This is a genomic window from Phenylobacterium sp. LjRoot97 (assembly GCF_964254345.1).
Lineage (GTDB): Bacteria > Pseudomonadota > Alphaproteobacteria > Caulobacterales > Caulobacteraceae > Phenylobacterium.
In genome coordinates this window covers 3,993,955-4,007,456 of sequence record NZ_CAXUTH020000001.1, presented here as the reverse complement: position 1 = coordinate 4,007,456, position 13,502 = coordinate 3,993,955, and the positions used below count along the sequence as shown (strand labels likewise).

At 68.6% G+C, this 13,502-nt stretch carries 16 protein-coding genes and 1 other RNA gene; 12 read left to right on the top strand and 5 right to left on the bottom strand.

Annotated elements, in window-relative coordinates; all coding sequences use genetic code 11:
* Positions 1-4: 4 nt before the first annotated feature.
* Positions 5-1,975 carry a transketolase gene (gene tkt, locus ACSQ2H_RS19895; RefSeq protein ID WP_436063101.1) on the bottom strand — a complete coding sequence of 657 codons (1,971 nt, stop codon included), beginning with the start codon at positions 1,973-1,975 and terminating at the stop codon, positions 5-7.
* Here tkt and ACSQ2H_RS19890 point away from each other — a divergent pair.
* From ACSQ2H_RS19890 to ACSQ2H_RS19870, 5 genes are all read left to right on the top strand, one after another.
* A complete protein-coding gene (locus tag ACSQ2H_RS19890) occupies positions 1,941-2,426 on the top strand; it encodes a DUF4164 family protein (RefSeq protein ID WP_436063100.1) in 486 nt (161 codons plus the stop codon). The two genes, tkt and ACSQ2H_RS19890, sit on opposite strands and share 35 nt — an antisense overlap.
* A 6-nt stretch (positions 2,427-2,432) precedes the next feature.
* The gene (locus ACSQ2H_RS19885) at positions 2,433-2,759 is read left to right on the top strand and encodes a cell division protein ZapA (protein WP_436063099.1); all 327 of its coding nucleotides are present in this window, start codon (positions 2,433-2,435) and stop codon (positions 2,757-2,759) included.
* Positions 2,760-2,830: 71 nt separating this feature from the next.
* Positions 2,831-2,992, top strand: a non-coding RNA gene (gene ssrS / locus ACSQ2H_RS19880) — 6S RNA.
* A gap of 44 nt (positions 2,993-3,036) precedes the next feature.
* Entirely contained in the window at positions 3,037-3,591 is a 555-nt protein-coding gene (locus tag ACSQ2H_RS19875) for a 5-formyltetrahydrofolate cyclo-ligase (RefSeq protein ID WP_436063098.1), read from the top strand.
* Positions 3,592-3,597: 6 nt separating this feature from the next.
* Positions 3,598-4,434, top strand: a complete 837-nt coding sequence (locus ACSQ2H_RS19870; RefSeq protein WP_436063097.1) for a TIGR00282 family metallophosphoesterase — start codon at positions 3,598-3,600, stop codon at positions 4,432-4,434.
* Here the strand turns inward: ACSQ2H_RS19870 and ACSQ2H_RS19865 are convergent.
* On the bottom strand, positions 4,431-5,000 hold the full coding sequence (locus ACSQ2H_RS19865) for a hypothetical protein (RefSeq protein WP_436063096.1): 570 nt from the start codon (positions 4,998-5,000) through the stop codon (positions 4,431-4,433). The genes ACSQ2H_RS19870 and ACSQ2H_RS19865 overlap by 4 nt on opposite strands.
* Before the next feature lie 166 nt (positions 5,001-5,166).
* Here ACSQ2H_RS19865 and ACSQ2H_RS19860 point away from each other — a divergent pair, with 166 nt between their 5' ends.
* Positions 5,167-5,517: a phage holin family protein gene (locus tag ACSQ2H_RS19860; protein ID WP_436063095.1), complete on the top strand. Its 351-nt coding sequence runs from the start codon at positions 5,167-5,169 to the stop codon at positions 5,515-5,517.
* A gap of 94 nt (positions 5,518-5,611) precedes the next feature.
* Here ACSQ2H_RS19860 and groL read toward each other — a convergent pair whose 3' ends face one another.
* Positions 5,612-7,252, bottom strand: coding sequence for a chaperonin GroEL (groL, locus tag ACSQ2H_RS19855; RefSeq protein WP_436063094.1), 1,641 nt, complete (start codon positions 7,250-7,252; stop codon positions 5,612-5,614).
* Between the two features lie 54 nt (positions 7,253-7,306).
* Positions 7,307-7,594 (bottom strand): co-chaperone GroES, encoded by a 288-nt coding sequence (gene groES, locus ACSQ2H_RS19850; protein ID WP_056017581.1) that lies wholly within the window; start codon positions 7,592-7,594, stop codon positions 7,307-7,309.
* 218 nt (positions 7,595-7,812) lie between these two features.
* Between groES and ACSQ2H_RS19845 the strand changes: the two genes are divergently transcribed.
* The 6 genes from ACSQ2H_RS19845 to ACSQ2H_RS19820 all read left to right on the top strand — a co-directional run bounded on the left by ACSQ2H_RS19845 (position 7,813) and on the right by ACSQ2H_RS19820 (position 12,591).
* Entirely contained in the window at positions 7,813-8,232 is a 420-nt protein-coding gene (locus tag ACSQ2H_RS19845; protein ID WP_436063093.1) for a hypothetical protein, read from the top strand.
* 81 nt (positions 8,233-8,313) lie between these two features.
* Positions 8,314-8,697, top strand: a complete 384-nt coding sequence (locus ACSQ2H_RS19840) for a VOC family protein (protein WP_436063092.1) — start codon at positions 8,314-8,316, stop codon at positions 8,695-8,697.
* Positions 8,698-9,048: 351 nt separating this feature from the next.
* Positions 9,049-10,365 carry an acyl-CoA dehydrogenase family protein gene (locus ACSQ2H_RS19835; RefSeq protein ID WP_436063091.1) on the top strand — a complete coding sequence of 439 codons (1,317 nt, stop codon included), beginning with the start codon at positions 9,049-9,051 and terminating at the stop codon, positions 10,363-10,365.
* A 107-nt stretch (positions 10,366-10,472) separates the two neighbouring features.
* Positions 10,473-10,991, top strand: coding sequence for an N-acetyltransferase family protein (locus ACSQ2H_RS19830; RefSeq protein ID WP_436063090.1), 519 nt, complete (start codon positions 10,473-10,475; stop codon positions 10,989-10,991).
* A gap of 251 nt (positions 10,992-11,242) precedes the next feature.
* The gene (locus ACSQ2H_RS19825; protein WP_436063089.1) at positions 11,243-12,001 is read left to right on the top strand and encodes a TSUP family transporter; all 759 of its coding nucleotides are present in this window, start codon (positions 11,243-11,245) and stop codon (positions 11,999-12,001) included.
* The gene (locus ACSQ2H_RS19820; RefSeq protein ID WP_436063088.1) at positions 11,998-12,591 is read left to right on the top strand and encodes a GNAT family N-acetyltransferase; all 594 of its coding nucleotides are present in this window, start codon (positions 11,998-12,000) and stop codon (positions 12,589-12,591) included. Before ACSQ2H_RS19825 ends, ACSQ2H_RS19820 begins: the two co-directional genes overlap by 4 nt.
* On the opposite strand, the gene ACSQ2H_RS19815 is transcribed toward ACSQ2H_RS19820, so the two are convergent.
* Positions 12,588-13,463, bottom strand: coding sequence for an SDR family NAD(P)-dependent oxidoreductase (locus ACSQ2H_RS19815; protein WP_436063087.1), 876 nt, complete (start codon positions 13,461-13,463; stop codon positions 12,588-12,590). The genes ACSQ2H_RS19820 and ACSQ2H_RS19815 overlap by 4 nt on opposite strands.
* Positions 13,464-13,502: the final 39 nt, after the last annotated feature.

Genomic DNA, 13,502 nt, shown 5'->3' with positions numbered 1-13,502 from the left:
CGGCTTAGCCGAGCTTGGCCTTCGCGGCGGCGGCGACGGCCTCGGCGGTGATGCCGAATTCCTTGTACAGCCGGTCGGCGGGGGCGCTGGCGCCCCAGCCGTGCATGCCGACGAAGGCGCCGTTTTCACCGATGAAGCGCTCCCAGCCGAAGCTGGCCGCGGCTTCGACGGCGACGCGTACCGGCGCCTTGCCGATGGTCGCCTGCCGATAGGCTTCCGGTTGGGCGTCGAACAGCTCCCAGCAGGGCGTCGAGACGACGCGGGTGGCGACGCCGTCGGCTTCCAGCAGGTCGCGGGCCGCGACGGCGATCGAGACCTCGGTGCCCGAGGCGAAGATCGTCACCTGGGCTTCGCCGCTGGCGGCCTTCAGCTCATAGGCGCCCTTGGCCGAGAGGTTTTCCGGGGCGCTGTCGCGCACGGCCGGGACCTTCTGGCGCGACAGGGCCATGAACGCCGGGGTCTTCTGCGACTGCAGCGCGATCTTCCAGCACTCGGCGGTCTCGACGGCGTCGGCCGGGCGGAAGACGTTGAGGTTGGGCATGGCGCGCATGCTGGCCAGGTGCTCGACCGGCTGGTGGGTCGGGCCGTCCTCGCCGACGCCGATGGAGTCGTGGGTCATCACGTGGACCACCCGCACGCCCATCAGCGCGCCCAGGCGGATCGCCGGGCGGCTGTAGTCCGAGAACACCATGAACGCCCCGCCGTAGGGGATGACGCCGCCGTGCAGGGCCATGCCGTTCATCGCCGCGGCCATGCCGAACTCGCGCACGCCGTAGTTCACGTAGCGGCCCGAATAGTCCGGGGTGTCGAAGATCTGGGTGTTCTTGACGAAGGTGTTGTTCGAGCCGGTCAGGTCGGCCGAGCCGCCGACCATTTCCGGGATCGCCGGGAACAGCGCGTCGAGCGCCGAGCCCGAATGCTGGCGGGTGGCGGCGGCCGGCTTGGCGGCGGCGGCCTCGGCGATGTGGGCGTCCAGGCGCTCGAAGGCGTCAGCCGGCAGCTCGCCCTTGATGGCGCGGGTGAAGACGCCGGCGTGCGGCGAGGCGGCCAGGCGCGCCTGCCAGGCCTTGCGGTCCTTGGCGCCGCGGCGGCCGGCCGAACGCCAGGGCTTCACGACCTCGTCCGGCACCGCGAACGGCTCGGCCGACCAGCCCATCTTGGCGCGGGTGGCGGCGATCTCGGTGGCGCCCAGGGCCGCGCCGTGGGTCTTGTGGTGACCTTCCATGGTCGCCGCGCCCTTGCCGATCTTGGTCTTGCACGCGATCAGCGACGGGCGGTCCTGCTTGGTGGCCCAGGCGAGCGCGCGGCGGATCTGGCCGACGTCATGGCCGTCGATCGCCTTCACCGCCCAGCCGGCGGCCTTGAAGCGGGCGACCTGATCGCCGCTCTCGGCCAGCGACACCGCGCCGTCGATGGTCACGTCGTTGTCGTCCCACAGCACGGTCAGCTTGTTCAGCTTCAGGCGGCCGGCCAGGCTGATCGCCTCGTGGCTGACGCCTTCCATCAGGCAGCCGTCGCCGCAGATCACCCAGGTGCGGTGGTCGACCAGGTCGGCGCCGAAGCGCGCGGCCAGGTGACGCTCGGCCATCGCCATGCCGACGCTCGTGGCCAGGCCCTGGCCCAGCGGGCCGGTGGTGGTCTCGACGCCCGGCGTGTGGCCGTACTCGGGGTGGCCGGCGGTGTTGGAGCCCCACTGGCGGAAGTTCTTGATCTGCTCCAGCGTCATCGCCTTGAAGCCGGTCAGGTGCAGCAGCGAGTAGAGCAGCATCGAGCCGTGGCCGGCCGACAGCACGAAGCGGTCGCGGTCGGCCCAGTCCGGGGCGCTGGCGTCGAACTTCAGGAACTTGGTCCACAGCACCGTGGCGACGTCGGCCATGCCCATCGGCATGCCGGGGTGTCCCGAGGCCGCCTGCTCGACGGCGTCCATCGAGAGCACGCGAATGGCGTCGGCCATGGATTGCAGCGGTGCGGGCATTATCTGTTCCGGTGAGTCTGGCGGGGAAATGGTGCGGGAATTTGCGCGCGCCCCTCGCACGCGAGGCTTGCAGGGTCAAGGAAAGGTCACGCCACAGTCCGGCTTTCGGCGCAAGGCCGACGCAGTCTATAGATCAACGAACACACTTTCGGAGCGCGTGAATATGCGGGAGCCGGCGGGTGAAAGCCCTCTCGATCAGGCTGTGAAACGGCTGGATCGGGCGATCTCTCAACTTGAGCAACGCCTTGCCGGCTCGGCCGGACAGGGCGGGGGCGGGCTGTTCGACCAGGACGGCGTCCGGCTGGCGGCCGAGCTTGAAAAAGCCAAGGTGCGCGAGAAGGAGCTCGAGGAGGCCGGCGCGGAGGCCTCTGCGGCCCTGGGTCGCGCCATCGCCGAGATCAAGGCGGCGCTGTCCGGGGAGCCGGTCGCGCAAGAGACCGAGGAGGCGTAAAGGCCCATGGCTCAGGTCAACATCACGGTGAACGGTCGGCCCTATGCGGTCGGCTGCGAGGACGGCCAGGAACATCACCTGCTGGAGCTGGCCCGGCTGTTCGACCGCCAGGTGCGCCAGGTGTCCGAGGAGATGGGCCAGCTCGGCGAGACGCGGCTGTTCCTGATGGGCGCGCTGCTGCTGGCCGACGAACTCTCCGACCTGCGCGGCCGCCTCTCGGTGGTACAGGCCGAACTGGCCCGCTTCCAGTCCGATCAGGCCCGGGTCGAGACCCGCGCCGTCGGGGCGCTGGAAAACGCCGCCAAGCGCATCGAGAAGCTCGCGCAGGGCTGACTTACGCGGGGCGGGAGAACAAGCCCCCGCTTGTACCTCGGCCCCTGCGGCCCTACCTTGGTCTACGGCGGGTCATGCTGTGGCTCTCGTCGAAGGCAATCTATCCCAGAGACCTTAATTTCTTCGAAGGGATCTGTCCCTGTCCGGTCCCGTGGGGCCGGGTATATGGAGCCCACCTGGTTAACCAGGTCCGAGGGGATAAAACCGTCCTTCACGGCTCTCGCGGCGCCGCCACCCTTCGCGCTAAGCTCGCGCGGTGAACCTTCCGCCTGACAAAATGAAACTTCGCAGCGTGCTTCGCAAGCGCCGTCGGGCGCTCGACGCGGCGCGGCCGGACGCCGCCCAGGCCGCCGCGGCGGCCCTGCCGCTCGATGCGCTGCCGGCCTTCGAATGGTTCGCCAGCTATCACGCCGTCGGATCGGAGCTCGACCCCGCCCCCCTTGCTGCGCGCCTGGTCAAGGCCGGCGGCCGGCTGGCGCTGCCGGTGACGCTCGCCGCCGACGCGCCGCTGATCTTCCGCGCCTGGCGCCACGGCGACGAGCCGCAGATCGACGCCTTCGGGGTGCCGACGCCGCCGGCCAGCGCGCCGCAGGTCACGCCCGGCCTGGTGATCTGCCCGCTGCTGGCCTTCGACAAGGCGGGCGGCCGGCTGGGGCAGGGCGGCGGGCACTACGACCGCACGCTTGCAGCGCTGCGAGCGACCGGCCCGGTGTTCGTGCTCGGCCTGGCCTATGCCGGCCAGGAGGTCGAAGCGCTGGTCATGGAGCCGCACGACCAAAGGCTGGACGCCATTCTCACGGAAAACGGGTATACGGAGCTCCGAAAGGACTAATTCCGCATGCGCTTTGCTTTCTTCGGGGACGTCGTCGGCCGGGCCGGCCGCGAGGGCCTCGCCGATCACCTGCCGCACCTGCGCCGCGCGCTGGGCCTCGAGTTCGTGATCATCAACGCCGAGAACGCGGCCGCCGGCTTCGGGATCACCGAGAACACCGCGCGCGAGCTGTTCGACGCTGGCGCCGACTGCCTGACCCTGGGCAACCACTCCTGGGACCAGAAGGAGGCGCTGACCTACATCGTGCGCGAGCCGCGGCTCATCCGGCCGCTGAACTATCCGGTGCTGGCCGACGCCCCCGGGCGCGGCGCCAATCTGTTCGAGACCCGCGAGGGCAAGCGGATCGTGGTGATCAACCTGCTCGGGCGGGTGCACATGGATTCGCTGGACGATCCGTTCGCCGCCGTCGACCGCGAGCTCGACAAGGCTCCGCTGGGCATGGTCGCCGATGCGGTGGTGGTCGACATGCACGCCGAAGCCACGTCCGAGAAGATGGCCATGGGCCACTTCTGCGACGGCCGCGCCAGCCTGGTGGTGGGCACCCACACCCACGTCCCGACCGCCGACTGCCAGATCCTGCCGGGCGGCACCGCCTATCAGACCGACGCCGGGGCCTGCGCCGACTACGACAGCGTCATCGGCAACCAGAAGGAAGAGCCGCTGCGCCGGTTCACCACCCGCATCTCCGGCGGCCGCTACAAGCCGGCCGAGGGCCCGGCGACGGTGTGCGGCGTGTTCGTCGAGACCGACGACTCCACCGGCCTGGCGCGGCGGGTCGAGCCGATCCGCGTCGGCGGCCGGCTCCGCCAGTCGATTCCGCAGGTGGACCTGGCGAGCGCCTAGCGCGCCAGGCGCGGACGCAGCGCGTCCAGGGTCAGCTTGCCGTCCTTGTCGGCGTCGAGAATCTCGAAGCGCCGGCGCGCGGCCTTGGCCCATTCCTCGCTGCTGACCCGCTGGTTGAGGTCGGCGTCGGCGCCGCGCACCGGCTGGGCCTCGTTGATCAGCGAGAAGCGGGCCGCGCCGACGCGCGGCTCGCGCTTGTCGGTGCGGCGCACGATCGGGCGCTTGCCGGGCGGGCCGCCGGGGCCGAGGTCCATGCGGGTGATCTCCGGCGCGATCTTGGTCTCGTAGGCGCTGTTCTCAGGTCCGTCGACCTGGCCGTCGCCGTCGGCGTCCAGCACCTTGAAGAAGCGCATCGCGTCGTCGCGGAACTCGGTCAGGGTCAGCGCCCCGTCCTTGTCGGCGTCGGCGCCGGCGAACCAGTCGGCCAGGCCGTCCTCGCCGCGGAACGGCTCGCCCGCCGGGCTGAGGAACAGGCGCTGGTGCTGTTCGCCCGGCGGCGGCCCAGGCTGGGCGAGGGCCGGCGTGGCGGCGAGCAGCGCGGCGGCGGCGATGGCGATACGAAGCATGAGGAACCCTTGCGCGCCCTTCCCGGCGCCACGGCCTAGCTGGACCGGCCATGCGGCCAAAGCGGGGCGCGCTTGTGACGGGGCTGAAACTCAGCCGCCGGGGTGCGATTGCCAAGCGGCGCGCCCGGCCCCATCGTCGGCCACAGCAAAGCTACGGAGCTTCCCGATGACCCGCTTTATCGCCCGCGTGATCTTCGCCGCGCTGGGCCTCGCGCTCGCCGCCTATCTGCTGAAGGGCGTGGGCTATGACGGCCTTGTCGATCTGCTGCTGGCCGCGGTGCTGCTGGGGGTGCTGAACGCCATCGTGCGGCCGATCCTATTCGTCCTGACCCTGCCGCTGACCATCGTCACCCTGGGGCTGTTCCTGCTGGTGTTGAACGCGGCGATGATCGGGCTGGTGGCCTGGATGCTGCCCGGCTTCTGGGTGCACGGCTTCTGGTCGGGCGTCGCGGCGGCGATCATCACCGGCCTAGCCAGCTGGGCCGGCGGCGTGGTGATCGGCGACGCCAAGCGGTGATGGATTTTCCCTCCTCATGAAGGGGGAGGGAGGGCAAAGAAAAAGGGCGGAGCCTCGCGGCTCCGCCCTTCGTCTTTCGACAGGTGTCGTGGACTTAGAAGTCCATGCCGCCCATGCCGCCCATGTCCGGCATGCCGCCGGCCGGAGCGTTCTTCTTCGGAGCCTCGACGATCGCCGCTTCCGTGGTGATCAGCAGGCCCGACACCGAGGCGGCGTCCTGCAGAGCCGTGCGCACGACCTTGGCCGGGTCGATGACGCCGTCGGCGACCAGGTCGACGTACTGCTCGGTCTGAGCGTTGAAGCCGAAGGTCGGCGAGTTGTTCTCGAGGATCTTGCCCACGACGATCGAGCCTTCGACCCCGGCGTTTTCCGAGATCTGACGGATCGGAGCCTGCAGGGCGCGACGCACGATGGCGACGCCGGCGTCCTGGTCGGCGTTGTCGCCCTTCAGGCCGTCGAGGACCTTGGAGGCCTTCAGCAGAGCCACGCCGCCGCCGGGGACGATGCCTTCTTCCACCGCAGCGCGGGTGGCGTTCAGGGCGTCGTCGACGCGGTCCTTCTTTTCCTTCACTTCGACTTCAGTCGCACCGCCGACGCGGATGACCGCAACGCCGCCGGCCAGCTTGGCCAGACGCTCTTGCAGCTTTTCCTTGTCGTAGTCCGAGGTGGTCTCTTCGATCTGACGCTTGATCTGGCTGATGCGGCCTTCGATCGCGTCCTTGGCGCCGACGCCGTCCACGATGGTGGTGTCGTCCTTGGTGATCGAGACCTTCTTGGCGCGGCCGAGCATGTCGAGGGTGACGTTCTCGAGCTTGATGCCCAGGTCTTCGCTGATCAGCTCGCCGCCCGTCAGGATGGCGATGTCTTCCAGCATGGCCTTGCGGCGATCACCGAAGCCCGGAGCCTTGACGGCAGCGACCTTCAGGCCGCCGCGCAGCTTGTTGACCACCAGGGTGGCCAGCGCTTCGCCTTCGACGTCTTCAGCGATGATCAGCAGCGGACGGCCCGACTGCACGACGGCTTCCAGCACCGGCAGCAGCGGCTGCAGCGAGGAGACCTTCTTTTCGAACAGCAGGATCAGCGGCTCTTCGAGCTCGACTTCCATCTTGTCGGCGTTGGTGATGAAGTACGGCGACAGGTAGCCGCGGTCGAACTGCATCCCCTCGACGACGTCGAGTTCGGTTTCCAGGCTCTTGGCTTCTTCGACGGTGATGACGCCTTCGTTGCCGACCTTGGCCATGGCCTTGGCGATCATTTCACCGACTTCGAGGTCGCCGTTGGCCGAGATGGTGCCGACCTGAGCGATTTCCGAGTTGGTGGTGACCTTCTTGGAGGTCGACTTGATCTCTTCGATGACCTTGAGGACGGCCTTGTCGACGCCGCGCTTCAGGTCCATCGGGTTCATGCCGGCGGCGACCGACTTCAGGCCTTCGACGACGATGGCTTGGGCCAGCACGGTGGCGGTGGTGGTGCCGTCGCCGGCCTTGTCGTTGGTCTTCGAGGCGACTTCGCGGATCAGCTGGGCGCCGAGGTTCTCGAAGCGGTCAGCCAGTTCGATTTCCTTGGCGACCGAGACGCCGTCCTTGGTCGAGCGCGGGGCGCCGAAGGACTTTTCGATCACCACGTTGCGGCCCTTGGGGCCGAGGGTCACTTTCACCGCGTTGGCGAGGGTGTTGACGCCGCGCAGCATGCGGTCACGAGCGTCGGAGGAGAAATAGACGTCTTTGGCGGCCATTTTTCTCGTCTTTCAGAAAGAGTGGATGGGGGGAGGAAAGGCGAAAGGGGGTGGTTACTCGACCACGCCCAGGACGTCGCTTTCCTTCATGATCAGCAGGTCCTTGCCGTCGATCTTGACCTCGGTGCCCGACCACTTGCCGAACAGGATGCGGTCGCCGGCCTTCACGTCGAGCGGCTGAAGCTTGCCGTTGTCGTCACGGGCGCCAGGGCCGACGGCGACGACTTCGCCTTCCTGCGGCTTTTCCTTGGCGGTGTCGGGGATGATGATCCCGCCCTTGGTCTTTTCTTCTTCCTCGACGCGCTTCACGAGGACGCGGTCTCCCAGAGGACGAAACGCCATATGTATGTCTCCGTTCGGGACGGTTGAAATGCTTGCCGTCGGCACTTCGGAGGCGGCCGTTAGCAGCCGCAGCCCCTGAGTGCTAACGCAGGCCGGAGGTAGGCAAGGGGCAGGGGGGAGTCAAGCACGGCGCACGGCGGTTTTTGATTCCGCTTGGTTACCGCAGCAGGCCGCAGATAGGTTGGCGCCCGAGGGAACACCAGGAGAAGTACACCATCATGCGCCGTATTTTCGCGCTCGCCGGCCTCTGCGCCTTGGCCGCCGCCAGCACCGTCCAGGCCGAGACCTGGACCCCCTACGCCAAGACCGCCAACGGCCTCGAATGGTCCTATGACGCCGACTACTCGTACCGCGACGTCCAGAGCGGCCGCGTGGTCGTGATGCAGGCGGTCGGCAAGCCGGGCGCCGAGCCGCGCATGGGGCCGTCGGGACCGGGCAAGGCCGACGGGGTCGGCTTCGTCACCGCCGTCGACTGCAGCGGCAAGTCGATGATCAGCCTCGGTGGCTACTCGCCGAAGAAGCCGCTGGAGTTGTCGAACACCTGGCGCACCGCCACCCCTGGCGCGGCCAAGAGCGCCGAGGACAAGGCGCTGGTCGAGGCGGTCTGCAAGAACGCCTCGAACCTGGCCGCAAAATAACCGGCGAACCGGCGGGGCTGCTGACAGGTTTGCGTCAGTCCCGCCGCTAAGGCTGGCGGTCGACATCCGGAGGACAAACCTATGCTCGACCATCTCGGACTGACTGTCAGCGACTTCAAGCGGGCCAAGGCCTTCTACGACGCCGCGCTCGCGCCGCTGGGCGTGGCGGTGGTCATGGAGGTGACGCCCGAGCAGACCGGCGGCTCCAGCCACCTCGGCTACGGCTCCGACGGCAAGCCCTACTTCTGGATCGGCGACGCCGGCGCGACCACCGGCTCGCTGCACGTCGCCTTCGTGGCCCCCGACCGTGCGACGGTCGACGCCTTCTACGCCGCGGCGCTCGCCGCCGGCGGACGCGACAACGGCCCGCCCGGCCTGCGCGAGCATTATCACCCGACCTATTACGGGGCCTTCGTGCTCGATCCCGACGGCCACAACATCGAAGCCGTCTGCCACCACGGCTGAACGATCGTCCGGAAATTGTCGGGAGAGCGACTGGCGATACCGACCGGTCGCTCCCATGTCATGATCATGAACCTGCTCCTGAAGCTTGCGCCCGCGCTGGTCATTCTGGGCCTCGCCGCAGCCCTGGTGCTGCTGAGCCTGCCCGCGCCGCTCTACGCCTGAGTTCGCGGCGCGCCGCGCCGTCCTTCCGCCATTCTCGTCAACGACCGTGGCCCTTGCCCGGCAAGGGCTTGCGGCCGCGCGCCCGTACGCGGCCAATGCTGGACGGCGTAAAATTAAAACGCTTGTTTGATTTTGCGGAAATATCAGCCAAAACTACCGCGCAACAAGATCGCAGCAGGAGAGACCCAGATGACCGAGGCCGCCGCCAAGCAGGCTAGCTTTTCGCTGAACGTGCAGGACGAACTGAACGACCTGCGCATGTCGGACAAGGCGCTGCCGCTCTACAATCAGGTGAAGCAATTCATCAAGGACGTGGTCCAGCCCATGTCCGAGGAATTCCACCGTCTGGGCGAAGGCAAGACCGACATCTGGAGCTACGCGCCGGGCCAGCTCGAAGTGCTGGAAGCGGCCAAGGATAAGGCCAAGGCCGCCGGCCTCTGGAACTTCTTCCTGCCCGACGCCCACACCGGTGAAGGCCTGTCGAACCTCGACTACGCCTACATCGCCGTCGAGCTCGGCAAGAACCCGATGGCGTCGGAAACGATGAACTGCGCCGCCCCGGACACCGGCAACATGGAAGTGCTGGAGCGCGTCGGCACGCCTGAGCAGAAGAAGCAGTGGCTCGAGCCTCTGCTGGAAGGCAAGATTCGCTCGGCCTTCGCGATGACCGAGGTCCACGCCGCCTCGTCGGACGCCAAAAACATCAACACCCGCGCCACCCTGGTCGGCGACGAGTACGTGATCAACGGCGAGAAGCACTACATCTCGGGCGCCGGCGACCCGCGCTGCAAGATCATGATCACCATGGTCCAGACCAGCCCGGACGGCCCGCCCCATCTGCGCCAGTCGCAGATCCTGGTGCCGACCGACGCGCCCGGCGTGAAGATCCTCGGCCCGATGAACGTGTTCGGCGATCCCGACGCGCCGCACGGCCACATGCACATCGTGTTCGACAACGTCCGCGTGCCGGCCTCGAACATGCTGCTCGGTGAAGGCCGCGGCTTCGAGATCAGCCAGCTGCGCCTGGGTCCGGGCCGTATCCACCACTGCATGCGCGCCATCGGCCAGGCCGAGAAGGCCCTCGACCTGCTGGTCACCCGCGGTCTGACCCGCGAGGCGTTCGGCAAGCCGATCATCCAGCTGGGCGGCAACATCGAGATCGTCAGCCGCGCCCGCATCGAGATCGAAGCCATGCGCCTGATGGTCCTCAAGGCCGCCAAGGCCATGGACATCCTGCCGCGCGACGAAGCCCGGATCTGGATCCACATGGTCAAGGCCATGGTGCCGGAAAAGGTCTGCCTGATCATCGACCAGGCCATCCAGATGCACGGCGCCCTCGGCGTCTCGCAGAAGACCCCGCTGGCCCGGATGTACACCTCGACCCGCACCCTGCGCCTGGCCGACGGCCCGGACGAGGTGCACCACATGGTCGTGGGCCGCAACGAGGTCCGCCAGTACCGCGAGATGCCGCAAGATCCGTCGACCGCCGCGGTGTTCCGCAACTAGGCGCCGGCTGACTAAGCTGCACAGGATCAGGCCCCGGGAAACCGGGGCCTTTTTTTCTTTGCCCGGCCGCCATCGACCGGCGCGTCCGGCTGGGCCTAGGGTTCGGCATGAGCTTCGCCATCAGACGCCTGACCGCCGACGAGACCCTTCGCGCCGCGCCGGCCCTCGGCGCCGTGCTGAAGGACTGCGTGGACGGCGGGGCCTCGGTCTCATTCATGGCCGACCTGACCCTGGACAAGGCGACAGACTTCTGGAAGCGGGCCGCCGCGGCCCAGGCCGGCGACGGGCGCGCGGTGCTGGTCGCCGAGGACGACGAGGGCGTGTTCGGCGTGGTGCAGGTGATCGCCGCCGGCATGCCCAACCAGCCGCACCGCGGCGACGTCGCCAAGATGCTCGTGCACCGGCGCGGGCGGCAGCGCGGGGCGGCGCAGGCGCTGCTGGCCGCCGCCGAAGAGGCGGGCAGGGATCTTGGCCTGACCTTGCTGGTGCTGGACACCGTCACCGGCGGCGACGCCGAGCGGCTCTACGCCCGGCTCGGCTGGACCAGGGTCGGGTCGATCCCGAACTACGCCCTGATGCCCGACGGCACGCCGTGCGCCACCACCTACTTCTACAAGGCCCTCTGACAGCGCCGCTTATTGGGTGTATGGAGGTCGCGTCCAGTGAACCTCCGGCCGGCGCGATCGCCGGGAGGCGCCGCGGGCGACCGGGTCCGATCCGCAGGCGCGCGATCCCCGACGAGATGCCGCCGGCCCCGCGCCGTCGGCGTTGCGGGCGGACCCGCATCCTCTTTCCCGCGCGCGTGTCGCGCAGCTGACCGGTGACGTCGGGGGCCTGTGTCCCTCTTCCGAGCCGCTCGCAACCTGGAGGACTATCCATGGGGCTGCTTACGGCTCTCTTCCTGATCGCTCTGGCGTTCATCACCGCGACCTTGTCGGGGGTGTTCGGCATGGCCGGGGGTCTGGTGCTGATGGGGGGGCTGGCGCTGGTGCTCCCCGTCTCGGCCGCCTTCGTGACCCACGGCGTGCTGCAGCTGGTCGCCAACGGCTGGCGCGCGATCCTGCACCGCCAGCATGTCCGCTGGGACATCGTCGGCTGGTACGCCATCGCCTCGGCCGCAGCGGCCGGCGTCGTGGCCCTTGTCTCGCTCGTCCCGTCCAAGCCGGTGCTCTACCTGCTGATGGGCCTGGTGCCCTTCCTGCTGTGGCTGCCGCAGCGCTGGATCAACCTCGACGCCGCCCGACCGCCCCAGGCCTTCGCCTCGGGCCTGATGGTCACCGGACTGAACCTGACCGCCGGGGTCGCCGGGCCGCTGCTGGACATCTTCTTCGTCCGCACCAGCCTGACGCGGCACGCCATCGTCGCCACCAAGGCCGCCACCCAGGTGTTCGCTCACCTGGCCAAGATCCTCGTCTACGGCGCGCCGCTGCTGACGGCCGGGACGGCCGGCATGCCGCCGTGGTGGATGTTCGCCATCGCCATTCCGCTGTCGATGGCCGGCACCGTGGTCGGCGGCCGGATCCTCGACCGCATCACCGATGTGGACTTCAAGAGCTGGACGAAGTGGATCGTGACCGGCATCGGCGTGCTCTATCTGATCCAGGCCGCTCAACTGTTCCTGCGAGGCGGCGCATGAAGCTCGAACCCAAGATCCTGGAAAACGCCTTCGTGCGGCTGGAGCCGATCGGCGAGCCGCACCGCGCCGGGCTGGAAGCGGCCTGCAACGCCGACCAGGACGTCTGGACCCGGCTCTATCCCTATTCCTGGGCCGGCGAGCACTTCGCGCCCACCTGGGCCAAGCTGCTCGACGACAACGCCAGGGGCGGGACCCAGGGCTACGCGGTGACGGTCGGCGGCGAGGTGGTCGGCCTGACCACCTTCTACGCCATCGACCCGGCCAATGCGGTGCTCGAGGTCGGCGGCACCTACTATCGGCCGGACGTGCGCGGCGGCGCGGTCAACCCGGCGGCCAAGCGGCTGATGATGGGCCACGCCTTCGACAGCGGCGCGCGACGGGTGGTCTACCGGGTGGACGCGTCGAACGCGCGCTCGCGCGCCGCGGTGCTGAAGCTCGGCGCGGTGCAGGAAGGGATCCTTCGCCAGGATCGGGAGACCTGGACCGGCCGCATCCGCGACACGGTGATCTTCTCGATCTTGGCGCAGGAGTGGCCGGCCGTCCGCCAAAGGCTCGACGAACGGCTGGCCGGTCTTTCGGTCGGCGCTTAGGCGCTGGCCGCGGTCTTTTCCTGGGCGGCCGGGAAGAACACTTCCGATGCGTGCTCGGCGACCTCCTGGGCGGTGTAGGGCCGGCCCGGCGTGAAGCCGTCGGTCTGCAGCATCTTGATCTCGCGCACGCCGCGGGACGAGACGCCGAGCACCTTGCCGGTGTGGTCGGCGGCCAGGTCCGAGGCCATGAAGAGCACGCCCGGCGCGATGTTCTCCGGCAGCGCCATGGCGTCCGGCTCCTTGTCGCGGAAGCCCGGCAGGTCGGAGGTCATGCGGGTGAAGGCCCCCGGCGCCAGGCCCATGACCCGGATGCCGTACTTGCGTCCCTCGATCGAGAGCACGCGCATGAAGCCGTAGATGCCGGCCTTGGCCGCGCCGTAGTTCGACTGGCCGAAGTTGCCGTAGAGGCCCGAGGTCGACGAGGTCATGATGATGACGCCCGGCTTGCCGTTGTCCTTCATCCACTTCCACACCGGCATGGTGCAGCAGTAGGTGCCCTTCAGGTGCACCTTCACGACCAGGTCCCAGTCCTGTTCGGTGGTGTTGGCGAAGGTCTTGTCGCGCAGGATGCCGGCGTTGCAGACCAGGATGTCGACCTGGCCGAAATTGTCCAAGGCGGTCTTCAGGATGTTCTCGCCGCCTTCGAGGGTCGAGACGTCGTCGGTGTTCGCCGCCGCCCGGCCGCCGGCCGCGATGATGTCGTCGACGACCTTCTGCGCCGCGCCCCTGTCCGAGCCGGAGCCGTCGCGCGGTCCGCCCAGGTCGTTGACCACGACCGCCGCGCCTTCCTTGGCGAACAGCTTGGCGTAGGCCTCGCCCAGGCCGTTGCCTGCGCCGGTAATGATGGCGACCTTGCCGGTGAGCAATCCCATGTCGTTTCTCCCTTATGATCTAACTTATCCGACCATCTT

What these genes read in the sequence shown, in the direction of transcription:
- ACSQ2H_RS19890 (WP_436063100.1), top strand. Translation starts at nt 1,941, where the DNA reads ATGGCGTCGGCCATGGATTGCAGCGGTGCGGGCATTATCTGTTCCGGT.
- tkt (WP_436063101.1), bottom strand. Translation starts at nt 1,975, where the DNA reads ATGCCCGCACCGCTGCAATCCATGGCCGACGCCATTCGCGTGCTCTCG.
- ACSQ2H_RS19885 (WP_436063099.1), top strand. Translation starts at nt 2,433, where the DNA reads ATGGCTCAGGTCAACATCACGGTGAACGGTCGGCCCTATGCGGTCGGC.
- ACSQ2H_RS19875 (WP_436063098.1), top strand. Translation starts at nt 3,037, where the DNA reads ATGAAACTTCGCAGCGTGCTTCGCAAGCGCCGTCGGGCGCTCGACGCG.
- ACSQ2H_RS19870 (WP_436063097.1), top strand. Translation starts at nt 3,598, where the DNA reads ATGCGCTTTGCTTTCTTCGGGGACGTCGTCGGCCGGGCCGGCCGCGAG.
- ACSQ2H_RS19865 (WP_436063096.1), bottom strand. Translation starts at nt 5,000, where the DNA reads ATGCTTCGTATCGCCATCGCCGCCGCCGCGCTGCTCGCCGCCACGCCG.
- ACSQ2H_RS19860 (WP_436063095.1), top strand. Translation starts at nt 5,167, where the DNA reads ATGACCCGCTTTATCGCCCGCGTGATCTTCGCCGCGCTGGGCCTCGCG.
- groL (WP_436063094.1), bottom strand. Translation starts at nt 7,252, where the DNA reads ATGGCCGCCAAAGACGTCTATTTCTCCTCCGACGCTCGTGACCGCATG.
- groES (WP_056017581.1), bottom strand. Translation starts at nt 7,594, where the DNA reads ATGGCGTTTCGTCCTCTGGGAGACCGCGTCCTCGTGAAGCGCGTCGAG.
- ACSQ2H_RS19845 (WP_436063093.1), top strand. Translation starts at nt 7,813, where the DNA reads ATGCGCCGTATTTTCGCGCTCGCCGGCCTCTGCGCCTTGGCCGCCGCC.
- ACSQ2H_RS19840 (WP_436063092.1), top strand. Translation starts at nt 8,314, where the DNA reads ATGCTCGACCATCTCGGACTGACTGTCAGCGACTTCAAGCGGGCCAAG.
- ACSQ2H_RS19835 (WP_436063091.1), top strand. Translation starts at nt 9,049, where the DNA reads ATGACCGAGGCCGCCGCCAAGCAGGCTAGCTTTTCGCTGAACGTGCAG.
- ACSQ2H_RS19830 (WP_436063090.1), top strand. Translation starts at nt 10,473, where the DNA reads ATGAGCTTCGCCATCAGACGCCTGACCGCCGACGAGACCCTTCGCGCC.
- ACSQ2H_RS19825 (WP_436063089.1), top strand. Translation starts at nt 11,243, where the DNA reads ATGGGGCTGCTTACGGCTCTCTTCCTGATCGCTCTGGCGTTCATCACC.
- ACSQ2H_RS19820 (WP_436063088.1), top strand. Translation starts at nt 11,998, where the DNA reads ATGAAGCTCGAACCCAAGATCCTGGAAAACGCCTTCGTGCGGCTGGAG.
- ACSQ2H_RS19815 (WP_436063087.1), bottom strand. Translation starts at nt 13,463, where the DNA reads ATGGGATTGCTCACCGGCAAGGTCGCCATCATTACCGGCGCAGGCAAC.